15 protein-coding genes and 1 pseudogene are annotated in these 13,183 nt (G+C 67.6%); 10 read left to right on the top strand and 6 right to left on the bottom strand.

Annotated features, from left to right (window positions below; translation table 11 throughout):
* Positions 1-46 precede the first annotated feature (46 nt).
* Positions 47-970: an aldose epimerase family protein gene (locus JOF45_RS11320; RefSeq protein ID WP_210050042.1), complete on the bottom strand. Its 924-nt coding sequence runs from the start codon at positions 968-970 to the stop codon at positions 47-49.
* 238 nt (positions 971-1,208) lie between these two features.
* On the opposite strand from JOF45_RS11320, the gene JOF45_RS11325 reads away from it, so the two are divergent.
* The 3 genes from JOF45_RS11325 to JOF45_RS11335 all read left to right on the top strand — a co-directional run bounded on the left by JOF45_RS11325 (position 1,209) and on the right by JOF45_RS11335 (position 3,938).
* Positions 1,209-1,997 carry an HAD family hydrolase gene (locus JOF45_RS11325; protein WP_245324814.1) on the top strand — a complete coding sequence of 263 codons (789 nt, stop codon included), beginning with the start codon at positions 1,209-1,211 and terminating at the stop codon, positions 1,995-1,997.
* 186 nt (positions 1,998-2,183) lie between these two features.
* A complete protein-coding gene (locus tag JOF45_RS11330; protein WP_210050046.1) occupies positions 2,184-2,462 on the top strand; it encodes a hypothetical protein in 279 nt (92 codons plus the stop codon).
* 9 nt (positions 2,463-2,471) lie between these two features.
* Positions 2,472-3,938 (top strand): xylulokinase, encoded by a 1,467-nt coding sequence (locus JOF45_RS11335; protein ID WP_210050049.1) that lies wholly within the window; start codon positions 2,472-2,474, stop codon positions 3,936-3,938.
* A 52-nt stretch (positions 3,939-3,990) separates the two neighbouring features.
* On the opposite strand, the gene JOF45_RS11340 is transcribed toward JOF45_RS11335, so the two are convergent.
* Both JOF45_RS11340 and JOF45_RS11345 read right to left on the bottom strand, forming a co-directional pair.
* Entirely contained in the window at positions 3,991-4,209 is a 219-nt protein-coding gene (locus JOF45_RS11340; RefSeq protein WP_210050051.1) for a hypothetical protein, read from the bottom strand.
* A 124-nt stretch (positions 4,210-4,333) separates the two neighbouring features.
* Positions 4,334-5,407, bottom strand: a complete 1,074-nt coding sequence (locus JOF45_RS11345; RefSeq protein WP_210050054.1) for a LacI family DNA-binding transcriptional regulator — start codon at positions 5,405-5,407, stop codon at positions 4,334-4,336.
* Here JOF45_RS11345 and JOF45_RS11350 point away from each other — a divergent pair.
* The 6 genes and pseudogenes from JOF45_RS11350 to JOF45_RS11375 all read left to right on the top strand — a co-directional run bounded on the left by JOF45_RS11350 (position 5,378) and on the right by JOF45_RS11375 (position 9,020).
* Positions 5,378-5,563: a sugar-binding domain-containing protein gene (locus JOF45_RS11350; RefSeq protein WP_210050056.1), complete on the top strand. Its 186-nt coding sequence runs from the start codon at positions 5,378-5,380 to the stop codon at positions 5,561-5,563. The genes JOF45_RS11345 and JOF45_RS11350 overlap by 30 nt on opposite strands.
* A 164-nt stretch (positions 5,564-5,727) precedes the next feature.
* A complete protein-coding gene (locus tag JOF45_RS11355) occupies positions 5,728-6,216 on the top strand; it encodes a Dps family protein (protein WP_210050065.1) in 489 nt (162 codons plus the stop codon).
* Positions 6,217-6,270: 54 nt separating this feature from the next.
* Positions 6,271-6,699: pseudogene (locus tag JOF45_RS11360) on the top strand (SDR family oxidoreductase); the annotation flags it as partial.
* Positions 6,700-6,836: 137 nt separating this feature from the next.
* Positions 6,837-7,658, top strand: coding sequence for a hypothetical protein (locus tag JOF45_RS11365; RefSeq protein WP_210050067.1), 822 nt, complete (start codon positions 6,837-6,839; stop codon positions 7,656-7,658).
* Between the two features lie 49 nt (positions 7,659-7,707).
* Positions 7,708-8,736 carry an IS481 family transposase gene (locus tag JOF45_RS11370; protein ID WP_210050070.1) on the top strand — a complete coding sequence of 343 codons (1,029 nt, stop codon included), beginning with the start codon at positions 7,708-7,710 and terminating at the stop codon, positions 8,734-8,736.
* Between the two features lie 74 nt (positions 8,737-8,810).
* Positions 8,811-9,020, top strand: coding sequence for a hypothetical protein (locus tag JOF45_RS11375; protein ID WP_210050073.1), 210 nt, complete (start codon positions 8,811-8,813; stop codon positions 9,018-9,020).
* A gap of 107 nt (positions 9,021-9,127) precedes the next feature.
* Here JOF45_RS11375 and serS read toward each other — a convergent pair whose 3' ends face one another.
* Positions 9,128-10,417 (bottom strand): serine--tRNA ligase, encoded by a 1,290-nt coding sequence (gene serS / locus JOF45_RS11380; protein WP_210050076.1) that lies wholly within the window; start codon positions 10,415-10,417, stop codon positions 9,128-9,130.
* A gap of 146 nt (positions 10,418-10,563) precedes the next feature.
* Between serS and JOF45_RS11385 the strand changes: the two genes are divergently transcribed.
* On the top strand, positions 10,564-11,694 hold the full coding sequence (locus JOF45_RS11385) for a diacylglycerol/lipid kinase family protein (protein ID WP_210050079.1): 1,131 nt from the start codon (positions 10,564-10,566) through the stop codon (positions 11,692-11,694).
* 179 nt (positions 11,695-11,873) lie between these two features.
* Here JOF45_RS11385 and pheA read toward each other — a convergent pair whose 3' ends face one another.
* Complete coding sequence (gene pheA, locus JOF45_RS11390) at positions 11,874-12,794, bottom strand: prephenate dehydratase (protein WP_210050086.1); 921 nt, start codon at positions 12,792-12,794, stop codon at positions 11,874-11,876.
* Entirely contained in the window at positions 12,791-13,120 is a 330-nt protein-coding gene (locus JOF45_RS11395; RefSeq protein WP_210050089.1) for a rhodanese-like domain-containing protein, read from the bottom strand. Before JOF45_RS11395 ends, pheA begins: the two co-directional genes overlap by 4 nt.
* Positions 13,121-13,183 lie beyond the last annotated feature (63 nt).

Genomic DNA, 13,183 nt, shown 5'->3' on the forward strand with positions numbered 1-13,183 from the left:
TCTCAGGAAGAAGCCGGGGCGATCCCACGAGGGACGATCAGCAGGCTCAGTCGTTGCGGATCGCCTCGATGGTGTAGCCGGTGCGGAACCACTCGCCCGGCGCCAGGTACACCACGTCTTCGCCGGTGTTGAACGCGTTCGGAGGCGAGGTCATAGGCTCCACGGCCACGCCGGCGCGGTCGATCTGCTCGCCGGTGTAGACCTGGACCCAGGGGGTGTCGCCGATCATGCGAACCACGAATCCCGACGGACCGTGGATCAGCTCGGCGCTCCACTCCTGGGGCAGCGAGGTGAAGGTGTGATCGATGCTGCGCCCGGTCAGCAGGGGGCCTGCGGTGAGGTCGTAGTCGCCCTTGACCTTCTGGCGGCCGATGACCTGACCGTTGTCCTTCCCCAGAAGCATGACCTGGGCGGGCAGGCACAGCCGGCACTCATCCAGCTTGGCGTCGCCGGCCATGAGGTAGGGGTGGAAGCCGGCCGCGAAGGGCGCCGGAGCCTGATCGGCCGCCTCGAAGTCGTCGACATCGGGGTCGGCGTCGTCGGGGAGGTAGCGCACGCTGAGCGTGGTGGAGAGGCCGAAGGCGGCTGCCACCCGGTAGATCAGGGAGATCTCCAGACGGAAGGGATAGCCCTCGGTCGGCTCGAGGACGCCGGTGAGGTGGACGCTGGACTCGGTGCTGCTCAGCACGGTCAGGTCGTGCTCATGGAGGAATCCGTGGATGGCGGCACCGGTCGCCTCCTCGGTGACCGGCAGCTCATAGGTGGTCTCGTCATGGACGTAGGACGCGCCGGCGATCCGATTCGGCCAGGGGGCCAGCACCGCGCCAGGGAATCCGCCCTCGGTCCGAGCAGCGGGGACGATCAGATCGTCCTGGTCGCTGGCCAGACTGAGCAGCTGTCCGCCGCGCGGATGGACCTCCGCGATATATCCTCCGCCGGTGATGACGACCGGCGCCTGCGTCGCGTTCATGGTTCTCCTTCAGGGGCAACGCGGGCTGAGCCCTATGACGTGTCACCCCACAGTATCTGAGGCACCCCTCAGATACCCACTATGACGCGGATGACAGCGGAACTCTGCGAGCTTCTGGGGCATAATGAGGACAACTATGGACTCCGCAGACACCTCCTCCGCGTCCCCCAGCACCAGCGACTTCTCGGTCCCCGCTGCCGGCCGCGGCGGCTCCTTCACCCACCAGTCCGGCAAGAAGATGGTGTGCCTGGACGTGGACGGGACCCTCGTGGACCATGACGGCCACATGTCCGAGGCCGTGAAGCAGACCGGCCGCGCCGTCGTCGCCGACGGCCACACCGTCGTGGTGGCCACGGGCCGCTCACTGCCGGCCACCCTGCCGGTGGTCGAGACCCTCGGCATCGAGCACGGCTACGTGGTCTGCAGCAACGGCGGCGTGACCGTGCGGGTGGACACCACCCTGGCGGAGAACTACGAGATCATCGACCAGCAGATCTTCGACCCCGCCCCCGCCCTGGAGCAGCTCAGCGAGCAGCTGCCTCACGCCAAGTTCGCCGTGGAGACCTCGGCCGGCGAGTTCCTCTCGACCGAGCGGTTCGAAGACATGTCCTTCGGCCTGGCCGCTGAGGGCGTGAGCTTCGCAGAGCTCAAGCAGTCCCGGGCGGTGCGCATGGTGGTCAACTCCTTCGACTCCACCGCCGAGGAGTTCCAGGAGGCCGTGGAGGGGATCGGTCTGCAGGGCGTGAGCTACGCCGTGGGCTGGTCCGCCTGGCTGGACATCGCCGCCGCAGGCACCACCAAGGCCTCTTCGCTGGAGATGCTGCGTCAGAAGATCGGCGCGGCCCACGAAGACACGCTGGCCGCCGGGGACGGGCGCAACGACATCGAGATGCTGCAGTGGGCGGCCCGCGGAGTGGCGATGGGCCAGGCCGTGGAGGAGGTCATCGCCGTGGCCGATGAGACCACCGGCACCGTCTACGAAGACGGCCTGGTCGATGTGCTGAAGTCGGTGCTCGCCCGGGACTGAGCCGGCGTCGCCGTTGCGCTGCATCTGGACGGAGACCAGCGCTACGCGCAGTTCCTGGACCCCGGCCCTGACACCGGGCCGTTCAGCGACGTCTCCGACTGGCGCCTGGGCTGACCGGGCGCCGCTTCTCAGCCGGCGTACGACGGATGGCTGCACTTCGACTACAAGCCCTCCCGCACCGACTACGTGGACGGCATCTGGGATTCCGCCGCGGCGAACGCCAAGATGGTCACGCTGCTGGCCGATAAGGCCAAGGCCTACCGTCAGGACCCGGAGGTCCAGGCAGCCTTCGAGGAGGCCGGCATCTTCGACCTGGCCAAGCCCACCCTGGGCGAAGGCGAGTCGATCAGCGACCTCCTGGCCGACACCTCCTCCTATGAGGAGTTCGACGCCGAGAAGGCCGCTGAGCGGAACTACGGCTTCGTGAAGCTCAACCAGCTGGCAGTGAACCACCTGATCGGCTAATTTTCGGATATGACTACCCTCGTCGCCGGCATCGACTCCTCCACCCAGTCCTGCAAAGTCGTCATCCGCGACGCCGAGACGGGCGCCCTGGTCCGGCAGGGTTCGGCCAAGCACCCTGAAGGCACCGAGGTGGCTCCGGAGCACTGGTGGGACGCCCTGCTGGAAGCCATCGAACAGGCAGGCGGCCTAGCGGATGTCTCCGCCGCCTCCGTCGGCGGCCAGCAGCACGGGATGGTGGTGCTCGACGCCGACGGCGGGGTCATCCGAGACGCTCTGCTGTGGAACGACACCCGATCGGCCGAGGCCGCTGAGGCACTGATCGCCGAGCACGCTCAGAGTGAGGTCCCTGCGGGCGGGGAGGACACCTCCGGAAGCGCCGCCTGGGTGCAGATGAGTGGAACGGTCCCGGTGGCCTCGCTGACGGTCACCAAGCTGCGCTGGCTCGCCGACGCCGAACCGGAGAACACAGGCCGCGTGGCCGCCGTCGCACTCCCCCACGACTGGCTGACCTGGAAGCTCTCCGGGTCGCAGCGGCTGGAGGATCTGGCCACCGACCGCTCGGACGCCTCCGGCACCGGGTACTTCGACCCCAGCGGCGGGACCTACCGCTATGACCTGCTGGCCCAGGCGCTGCATCTCTCCGAGGAGCAGGCACGGCGGATCGTGCTCCCGAAGGTGGCCGGCCCGAGCGAACAGGTCGGGACCGGAGACGCCTCCCGCGGCTGGGGCGGCGTGGCGCTGGGCCCCGGAGCCGGAGACAATGCTGCGGCCGCATTGGGTCTGGGTATGTCCACCGGGGATGTGGCGATCTCCATCGGCACCTCCGGCGTGGTCTCGGCCGTCTCTCCGAAGGGCATCCAGGACCCCTCTGGCATGGTGACCGGCTTCGCCGATGCCACCGGAGAGTTCCTGCCGCTGGCGGTGACGCTCAACGGCTCACGCGTGCTCGACGGCGCGGCCCGCATGCTGGGCGTGGACCACGACGGGCTGGCCGAGCTGGCTCTGGCCGCAGAGCCGGGGGCGAACGGCCTGACCCTGATCCCTTACCTGGAGGGCGAGCGCACACCGAATCTCCCGCATGCCACGGGATCCTTCGTGGGGCTGTCCCTGACCTCGATGAACCCGCAGGATGTGGCCCGCGCCGCCGTGGAGGGGCTGCTCTGCGGACTCGCCGACGGCCTGGAGGCGATGACCTCGCTGGGCGTCCCGGTGGAGTCGATCAGTCTGATCGGCGGGGCCGCGCGCTCGGCCGCCGTGCAGCAGATCGCTCCGGCCGTGCTGGGCCGCGAGGTGCAGGTGCCTGAGCCGGGCGAATACGTGGCCGACGGCGCCGCCCGCCAGGCCGCCTGGGTGCTCTCCGGGGAGCCCGATCCGCCGCAGTGGAGCACCTCTGCTGTGCAGACCTTCGCCGCAGAGCCGACGCCGTCTGTGCGGGAGACCTACGCCGCGCGTCGAGGGCTCGTGGCGGAGCGCTGAGGCGCTGGCCTACAGCCGCTGATCGCCCCGGGCTCTTCCCGCATGTCGCCTCTCAGAGGCAGTTTTCCGCAAGAACCCGGGGCGATCTGCGTGGGACACCCTTGCGCAGCAGCTTCTGCCCCAGCATCCATGGGTTCTGCAGGTCCTCCCAGCCCCAACGAGCAGCACGCATGCCCGTGACCATCTCGACCTGCTCCTCCCTGCGCTTCTCCTCCCAATACACCGACTGGTCACTGAGCCCGTACAGGGTGGCGGCGTCGGTGTACTTCATACGGCCGTCGAACTCGCCGAAGACCTCCTCCCACTCAGCGATTACATCGATGTAAAGCTGGAGCCATCATGCACAAAGGGTGACCCAGATCATAGATGCAGGTCACTTTTCTCGACGGTGCACCTCAACGGCCCGACGGCGGCACATACCCTGCCGGCCACGCGTCGCTGCTGCGGCGCGCCGTCAGCGCATGAGGGATCTCCACCGCTCGGGGACCGATGGAACGATCCGCGATCCGCTCTGCCAGCAGATCCATCGCCTCCCGGACGTAGTGGTGGTGGTCGAACCTGACGGTGGTCAGCGGAGGCCAGGTATAGGCGGCGTGTTGGACGTCGTCGAAACCGGAGACCAGCACGTCCTCGGGAACCCTCACCCCAGCCTCATGCAGGGCGTACAGGGCCCCCATCGCGATGGAGTCGGTGAAGGCGATGACCGCGTCGAAGGCCACCTCCCGCCGCAGCAGCTCACGCATCCCCGCAGCGCCGCCCTCGATGGTCCATTCGATGACCTCGACCTGCAGCTCGTCCGGGGCGGGCAGTCCGCGGCGCGTCACCCCGTCGATGTAGCCCTGGAGGCGCTGGCCCATCGTGGCCTTTCGGTCCTCCGAGCCGGCCAGGCCACCGCCCAGCACCGCCACCCGGCGGGCGCCCTGATCGATCATGTGCTCGGCGGAGAGTCGGCCCGCGGCACGGGAGTTCACGAAGACCCGGTCGGTGCGGTGCTGCTCCACCTCCCCGATCAGCACCACCGGGGGGGGCAGATGATCGAGTCGCTCGACCACGCTGTCCTCCAGGCGGACCGGGTTCAGGATCAGACCGTCCACCTGATGGGTCCGGGCCCGGGAGACCAGGTCGTACTCGCGCTCAGGCTCTGCGGCCGTCTCCTCGATCTGGATCATCACGCCCCGCTCGTGGGCCACTTCGAGCATGGCGTGGGTGATGCTGGCGGAGAAGGCGGTGCCGACGTCGGGAAGGGCGAAACCGATGACTCCGCTGCGGCCGTTCCGCAGCCCGCGAGCGCTCAGATTGGGCACGAAGTCCAGCTCGACCATGGCGGACTCGACCTTGGCGCGCGTCTGCTGCCGTACTCCGGCCGCGCCGGTGAGCACATTGGAGACGGTCTTCGGAGAGACGCCGGCGACGAGGTCACCTTCCCCGGCAGCGAACGCATGGTCCGGATCCCCGGGGAGACCCTGCATGCGGTGCCGCTGCGGATCGCCGCCGCCGTCGGGCCGCATAAGGCGCCGAGCATCATCGCCGCCGCGCGCACCGGATGGTTCAACTCTCTGGTCACGGATGAGGCCACCGCGCGCGCCATCGACAGGAGCCTCACGGGCGCACTCAGCGCGGGGTGAGAACTGCGGCTCGGCGCAGGTGAGCGGTGACCGCGGGTCAGCTCTGGGCAGGCGTGGACCGACAGAAGGTCAGGCTCAGCTTCCTAGCGCCACTTGTTGCGAGTTACTAAGATCTGGACTGTTGGCATACGCCAGCGTCCGTTCACATCGAAGGAGTGTTCGTCATGGCTCAGAAGTACTCCGACTACACCGTTCCGGGCCTCGGCCAGGAGAACGGCCACGAAGTCGCCGGCCTGCTCCAGGGCCGGCTCCACGCACTGAATGACCTCCAGCTGGTGCTCAAGCACGTCCACTGGAACGTGGTGGGCCCCACCTTCATCGCGGTCCACGAGATGCTCGACCCCCAGACTCAGACCGTCCGCGGCTTCGTCGACGAAGTGGCCGAGCGGATCGCTACGCTGGGCGGCTCCCCCAGCGGACTCACCGGCGAGCTGGTCTCAGCACGCAACTGGGAGGACTATCCGCTCCACAAGGCTGGAGTCCAGGAGCACCTTGCTGAGCTGGAGAAGGTCTACACCGGCGTCATCGAAGACCACCGCGACGTCCTGAGCAAGGTCGGCCAGATCGATCCGATCACTGAGGACCTGCTGATCGGCCAGGTCAAGGAGCTCGAGCTCTTCCAGTGGTTCATCCGCTCCCACCTGGAGCGCTGAGCACAGGGGCAGAGCGCAGGGATGTGAGCCCGCACCGAATGCACTGAGGCCTGGGACAGGACCCTGGAGATCAACCTCAGCGGCACCTTCGCCGTGTGCCGTGCCGGCGGCGCTCGGATGAAGGCTCAGCAGTACGGGCGGATCATCAACATCGCTTCCCAGGCCGCGCATGTGGCGTTGGAACACCATGCCGCCTACAGCGCCTCAAAGTCGGGGCTCTTCGGCCTGACCACCTCGCTGGCCCGCGAGCTGGGCCCGCACGGCGTCACCGCCAACACCATCTCCCCCACCGTGGTGATGACCGAGTTGGGCAGGAAGGCCTGGGACGGCCCGCACGGCGAGGCCCATAAGGCGGAGATCCCGGCCCGGCGCTTTGCCGAGCCGGAGGAGATCGCCGCGGCGGCGGTGTTCCTCGCCTCCACGGAGGCGGCTATGGTCAATGGGGCCGATCTGCGCGTGGACGGCGGATTCACCATCGTGTGATCCCTTGAAAGGCGATTCGAGCGGGGTTTTGGCCTTTATGAGCGGAATTTCCCCATCAAAAGGGCCAAAACCCCGCCCGAATCCCGGAGCTGTGGATAACCTCTGCAGGTCTTCCGAGGAACCGGCAGGGTGGTCTCATGAAGACTCCCGCTCCCCTGCCGCCTCAGCTGCACGGCCGCGTCTTCAGCTCGGCCCAGGCCCGGGAGTTCGGCATCCCACCTAAGCGGCTTCGCGCTCGGGACATCCGGAGCATCGGCTGGGGACTTCATCAGCACGTCCCCCTCACCGCAGGAAGCCACAGCCCCGACGCCGGGGCGCTGCTGGCGCCCTTCTACTCCGGACCGAAGCTGGAGACTCACTACTCACCGCCTCCGGGACTCACCCACGATCGGCTCGCACTGCTCACAGCCCTGAGATCACAGCTCGACGACGGCGCCCGCTTCAGCCACGGCACGGCGGCACAGCTGCTCGGCCTCCCCCTTCCCCCGCGGCTGCAGCGCAGGGTCAAGGCCGGAGAGATCGAGATCAGCCGACCTCATATGACCTCCGCTGAACGGCTGCGGGGCCTGAGGTGTCACCGCGCGACGCCGGGGATCGAGGAGACGGGGAGTGTGCTCGGGCTTCCGATCAGCCGACCCGGCAGGGTACTGATCGACCTGATGCCTCAGCTGAGACGCAATGAGCTGGTCGCTCTCGGTGATCAGCTCATCCGCACGCCTCAGCAGGGCTTGAGTCTGAGAACTCAGCCGTGGGAGAGCATCGAATCCCTGACCGCAGTGGTGAGACGGCACCCCTCGACCGACGGGATCGTGGCCGCCCGCGAGGCTCTCGACCTGATCCGAGACGGAGCCGACTCCCCTCCGGAGACTGCGATGCGCCTAGCTGTTGCGGGGCCTGACGTTGTTTACACCTCCCCGGGGCCAGGCATAGAAGAGGAGCAGGTCCTTCTCGCGGCATGATGGGTAATCGCGAAACAACCGTCATCAGCGAAAGAGAACCTGCTCCTCGATGTCCCACGATAACGCGCCACTGACCCCGCAAGGACGCCTCCGCCTCATCCGCCGTATCCAAAACGGCCGACCGTTGGCCCATGTCGCGGCTGAAGCCGGAGTCTCGAGAGCCTGCCTGTCGAAATGGCACCAGCGCTACCAACACCACGGCGAAGACGGCCTCCACGATCGCTCGTCACGGCCGCAGGCATCGCCGGATACCACCCCGGACTGGGTGGTGGAGCTGATCGAGACCTGGCGCCGGGAGCATAAGTGGGCGTCCTCCCGCATCGCCGTCGAGCTTGAGCACGAGCACGGCTTCGGCATCCACCCACGCACCGTGGGCCGCTGGTTCAAGCACCTGGGCATCAATAAGCGCCGCCACCTCGACCCGGGCGGAGAGTCCAACCGGCAGCCCGGCACGATCACCGCCGGCGCACCTGGGGCGATGGTTCACCTGGATGTGAAGAAGGCCGGCCGGATCCCCGAGGGCGGCGGCTGGTTCGCCCACGGCCGAGACTCCGAGGCCGCCCGTGCCGCTGATCGGTCGAAGAGCGCCGCGAAGAAGCAGGGCCACAACAGCAGCGGCTACACCTACCTGTACTCGGCAGTCGATGGATACACCCGCCTTGCCTACACCGAGGTGATGCAAGACGAGAAGGCCGCCACCGCGGTGGAGTTCTTGAACAAGGCCAGAGCATTCTTCGCCGCCGAAGGCATCACCCGGCTGGGCCGGGTGGTCACCGATAACGGAGTGAACTTCGCCGCCGGCGACTTCACGCAGGCGGTGAACAACCTCGGCGGGATCCATCAGCGGATCAGGCCCTACACGCCGCGGCATAACGGCAAGGTCGAGCGATACCAGCGGATCCTGGCCGATGAATGCCTCTACGCGAGGACCTACGACTCCGAGTCGGCCCGAGCAGAAGCGATGAAAGTCTGGGTTCAGCACTACAATCATCACCGCCCCCACTCAGCTGCAGACGGTCAAGCTCCTGCCAGCCTCGTCCCGGGGCGCGTCACCAACGTCCTGCCCTCCTACACCTAGCCCTGCTGGATGAAGGACTTCCGGAACCCCAGCTCCAACTGGCCCCGTCGCCGGGAAGCCCCTGGAGCGGTGACATGGGGTGGGAGCAGGTCAAGCTGGTGATCCAATACGAAGGGGCGCACCATTTCGACGCCACGCAGCAGGCGTCCGACGGCCAGCGGGACCACGCCTTCCGCCGGGACGAATGGACAGTGCTGCACACCAATGCCGTGGATCAGCGTCAAGGATTCCCGCTCATCCGCCGTCGTGCGCGGTTCGAGCTCGGCCAGGCGGGCCTCCTCTGATGCTCCGAACCCTCCCCCACAGGTGATTCGAGCGGGGTTTTAGCCTTTATGACGGCGAAAATCCGCCCATAAGGGCCAAAACCCCGCTCGAATCGCGTCAGAAAACCTCAGGCGAGAGGCTCGAGGACCTCCTGGCCTCCCATATAGGGGCGCAGCGCCTCGGGCACGCGCACCGAGCCGTCGGCCTGCTGGTGGTTCTCCAGGATCGCCACCAGCCAGCGTGTGGTCGCCAGAGTTCCGTTGAGCGTGGCCACCGGACGGGTCGGCCCCTTGGAGCCGTCCTCCTTCACGGTGCGTTCACGGATGTTCAGGCGGCGGGCCTGGAAGGTGGTGCAGTCGGAGGTGGAGGTGAGCTCCCGGTAGGTGTTCTGCGAGGGCACCCAGCCTTCACAGTCGAACTTTCGGGCCGCGCTCATGCCGAGGTCGCCGGCGGCGATGTCCACCACCCGGTAGGGCAGCTCCATCTTCCTGAGCATCTCCTCCTCCCAGGCCAGGAGCTTCTCGTGCTCAGCAGCCGAGTCCTCCTGGGAGCAGTAGACGAACATCTCCAGCTTGTTGAACTGGTGGACGCGCAGGATGCCGCGGGTGTCCTTGCCGTGGGATCCGGCCTCACGGCGGTAGCAGGTGGACCAACCGGCGATTCGCTCAACACCCGCGCCGAGGTCAAGGATCTCGTCCGAGTGATACCCAGCGATCGCGACCTCAGAGGTACCCACCAGGTACAGGTCGTCGCGCTCCAGGCGGTAGATCTCGTCATCGTGCTCGACGTCGAAGCCGGTGCCCTGCATCGTCTCCGGACGGACCAACGTCGGGGTGATCATTGGGGTGAATCCGGCCTGCAGCGCCTGATCCATGCCCATCTGCATCATGGCCAGCTCCAGGCGAGCGCCCACACCCTTGAGGAAGTAGAACCGGGCGCCGGAGACCTTGGCCCCGCGCTCCATGTCCACAGCACCAAGAGACTCAGCCAGCTCCAGATGATCCTTGGGCTCGAAGCCCTCAGCGGAGAAGTCCCGCGGGGATCCCTCCTCGCGCAGGACCACGAAGTCGTCTTCGCCGCCGGAGGGCACGCCCTCATGGATGGGGTTGGGGACGCGCCGCTGCAGGGATCGGAGCTGCTCCTCGGCCTCGTTGGAGGCCGCCTCAGCCTCCTTGACCTGGTTGGACAGGTCCTTCACCTCGTCGAGGAGCTTCTGCTTCTCCTCACCCTGGGCCTGGGCCACCTTCTTCCCGAAGGCCTTCTGCTCGGCGCGCAGCGTCTCGAAGCGGGTGATCGCCGCACTGCGAGACTCCTGGGCGGAGATCACCTGATCCACCAGCGATTCCTCCGCCTGCCGGGCGCGCTGGCTGGCCTTGTACTTCTCGGGGTTCTCGATGAGGTCCTTGATGTCGATCACGGGCACCAGCCTATCCCGCTTCGCGCCTGAGCGCCCGTGCCAGCGCAGAGCACGACGACGGCGGCGCCGCCTGATCCACAGGCCGGCACCGAAGCGGCCCTCACCTCGACCTTCCCGAACGCTCGAAGCTCGCTAGACTGACCAGGATGGATACGACCTCGCTGATCTGGGTACTGGGGCTCTCCGCGGCACTGAACCTCCTGCTGATCATCCTTGTCCTGCGCAGCGCGGCCGCTTCCCGCCGCCTCCGCGCCGAAGCCGCGGAGCTCAATCACGCCCTGGAGATCGAAACCTCAGTGGCCGGCCACGCCAAGCCCCCGCATCAGCGACTGATCGCCGTGGTCATCAACGTGACCAAGGAGGACGCCGACGAGGCCGTCCGCCTGATCCACTCCGCCTGCTCGCGGGCCGGGATGCCGACCCCGGTGGTCATGGCCAGCTCCGCCGAGGACCCTGGTTATGAGATGACCCGACGCGCCCTGGAGCAGGACGCCGACGTCGTCATCGCCGCCGGTGGGGACGGAACCGTCCGCGCGGTGGCCGCCGAGCTGGCCGCAACGAACACTGCCCTGGGCGTGCTCCCGCTGGGCACCGGCAACCTCTTCGCCAGGAACATCGGGCTGCCCTACTCGCATCTGGAGGCCTGCGTGGATGAAGCCATCCACGGCATGAGCCGCCGCGTGGACACCCTGGATCTGACGCTGTTCCGCCCCGACGGCAGCAGCGCCGAGGAGACCTCCCTGGTCATCGCCGGAGGCGGGCTGGACGCCGAAGTCATGGGCGACACCCGCGAAGCTCTGAAGCAGCGTGCCGGCTGGCTGGCCTACGGGGAGGCCGGGCTGCGGCATGTGACCGGCAAGCCGCGCAGCATCACCGTCACCCTGGACGACGGCGAGCCGGAGACCTACCGCGTTCGCTCGGTGCTCATGGCCAACTGCGGCTCCCTGCAAGCCGGCATGGTGCTGGTGCCCTCGGCCCGCTTCGACGACGGCAAGCTCGACGCCGTCCTGTTCACCCCGCGCCATGTGGTCGACTGGGCCAAGATCATCACCAAGACCATCGCCCGCTTCAAGGCGGAGATCCCGGTGATGAAGGTCCGCCAGGCCGAGCACACCGTGATCCGGATGGCCGAGCCCATGCCGTTCCAGATCGACGGCGACGCCGTGGGGGAGGTGACGCGCGTGCGCACGACGGTACGGCCGGCGTCGTTGCTGGTCAACGGGGTCAGCACCACCCACGCCAGCCAGGACGCCGTGGCCACGATCACCGAGGCCTGAGCCCGACGACGACGCCGCCTGCACTCGTCCATCGGCACGTTTCGGTGGGGCGCACTCCCGTCTGACGACTCAGACCTGCCAATCGACGCAGGGCTTACGCGTGTCTCAGCGAGCTGATCCCGTTCGACAGCCTCCCACGCCGCCGCTGGCGCGGCGCCGCGGGCCCTCGACTGTCTCTCTTACGCGTGTCTCAGCGAGCTGATCCACGCGCGGGCGGCGGAGAAGGCGGCGTCACTGACGTCCCGGGTGACCTGCTGAGGCTTCCGGTCGGCCCGCGGGTAGGAGCCGAGGAAACGGATCTTCGGGGAGATGCGGTGGATGCCAGTCAGGGCATCCGCCACACGGGACTCCTGGATGTGCCCCTCCAGGTCCATGGAGAAGAAGTAGTCCCCCATCCCGTGACCGGTGGGCCGGGACTCGATCCGGCAGATATTCACCCCGCGGGTGGAGAAATGCTCCAGGATCTCCATGAGCGCGCCCGGGCGATCCTCGGGCAGCGGGATCATCACAGTGGTCTTATCCGCCCCGGTCAGCTCCGGGGAGGGCCCCGGTTTGGTGACCAGCACGAACCGCGTCACGGCCCCGGAGACGTCTTCGATCCCGGAGGCGATCACGTGCAGGCCCAGCTGCTCGGCCACCAGCGGCGAACAGACCGCCGCATCAGCCACCGGCGTCTCCGCGAGCAGACCCTGGGCCCCGGCCGCAGTGGAGGAGGCCGGGATGTACTCGGCATGCGGGACCGTCACCTCGGTCCATCGGCGCACCTGGGCCCAGGCGTGTGAATGCGTGGCCAAGGAGCGGATTCCGCTCAGCGGCATCGGCTCCTTCGAGGCCACCACAAAGGTGATCGGCACCAGGGATTCGCCCACGATGTGCAGGTTGTGGGCCACCGAGACAGCATCCAGCGTGGCGGTGACCCCGCCCTCCACCGAGTTCTCGATGGGCACCATGGCACCGTCCACCGAACCGTCCTCCACCATGGCCAGCGCGGAGAGCACAGAGGAGGCGGGCACCCGCTCGGCCTCTTCGGCGCCGGGGACCTGGAGCAGGGCAGCCTCGGTGAAGGTCCCCGAGGGACCCAGGAACGAATAGCGGGTCATATGACGGTGGGCTCCTGCCCCGAGGAGGACTCCATCGGCCGGCCTGCTTCCAGCCAGCCGTCCATGCCGTCGCCGACGAAGACCGCGGAATAGCCCTGGCCGGTCAGCCACTGAGTGATCTGAACGGCGCGGCCACCGGTGCGGCAGATGACGTAATAGTCCTCATCCGGATCCAGCTCATCCTCAAAGCGCGTGGGGATCTCCTCCACAGGGATATGCAGCGCACCGGGGGCATGACCCTCGGTGTACTCGTAGTCCTCACGGACGTCCAAGAGCTTGGCGTCCTGGGGAACCTCCGCCGCGCGGACCGTCTCGAAGTCCGACATCCAGCACCTCCTGCATCTGGGGAGAATCCGACTCTGCGGCTCAACACTATCGCTTGTCCGCGC

Origin of the sequence: Nesterenkonia lacusekhoensis (genome assembly GCF_017876395.1) — a bacterium.
In the GTDB taxonomy this organism is placed as follows: Bacteria; Actinomycetota; Actinomycetes; order Actinomycetales; family Micrococcaceae; genus Nesterenkonia; species Nesterenkonia lacusekhoensis.

Excerpts from the sequence above, each read along its gene's own strand:
- JOF45_RS11375 (WP_210050073.1), top strand. The coding sequence starts at position 8,811 with ATGGGGTGGGAGCAGGTCAAGCTGGTGATCCAATACGAAGGGGCGCAC.
- JOF45_RS11370 (WP_210050070.1), top strand. The coding sequence starts at position 7,708 with ATGTCCCACGATAACGCGCCACTGACCCCGCAAGGACGCCTCCGCCTC.
- pheA (WP_210050086.1), bottom strand. The coding sequence starts at position 12,794 with ATGACCCGCTATTCGTTCCTGGGTCCCTCGGGGACCTTCACCGAGGCT.
- JOF45_RS11320 (WP_210050042.1), bottom strand. The coding sequence starts at position 970 with ATGAACGCGACGCAGGCGCCGGTCGTCATCACCGGCGGAGGATATATC.
- JOF45_RS11365 (WP_210050067.1), top strand. The coding sequence starts at position 6,837 with ATGAAGACTCCCGCTCCCCTGCCGCCTCAGCTGCACGGCCGCGTCTTC.
- JOF45_RS11355 (WP_210050065.1), top strand. The coding sequence starts at position 5,728 with ATGGCTCAGAAGTACTCCGACTACACCGTTCCGGGCCTCGGCCAGGAG.
- JOF45_RS11325 (WP_245324814.1), top strand. The coding sequence starts at position 1,209 with ATGGTGTGCCTGGACGTGGACGGGACCCTCGTGGACCATGACGGCCAC.
- JOF45_RS11340 (WP_210050051.1), bottom strand. The coding sequence starts at position 4,209 with ATGAAGTACACCGACGCCGCCACCCTGTACGGGCTCAGTGACCAGTCG.
- JOF45_RS11350 (WP_210050056.1), top strand. The coding sequence starts at position 5,378 with ATGGTCCGGATCCCCGGGGAGACCCTGCATGCGGTGCCGCTGCGGATC.
- JOF45_RS11395 (WP_210050089.1), bottom strand. The coding sequence starts at position 13,120 with ATGTCGGACTTCGAGACGGTCCGCGCGGCGGAGGTTCCCCAGGACGCC.
- JOF45_RS11335 (WP_210050049.1), top strand. The coding sequence starts at position 2,472 with ATGACTACCCTCGTCGCCGGCATCGACTCCTCCACCCAGTCCTGCAAA.
- JOF45_RS11385 (WP_210050079.1), top strand. The coding sequence starts at position 10,564 with ATGGATACGACCTCGCTGATCTGGGTACTGGGGCTCTCCGCGGCACTG.
- JOF45_RS11345 (WP_210050054.1), bottom strand. The coding sequence starts at position 5,407 with ATGCAGGGTCTCCCCGGGGATCCGGACCATGCGTTCGCTGCCGGGGAA.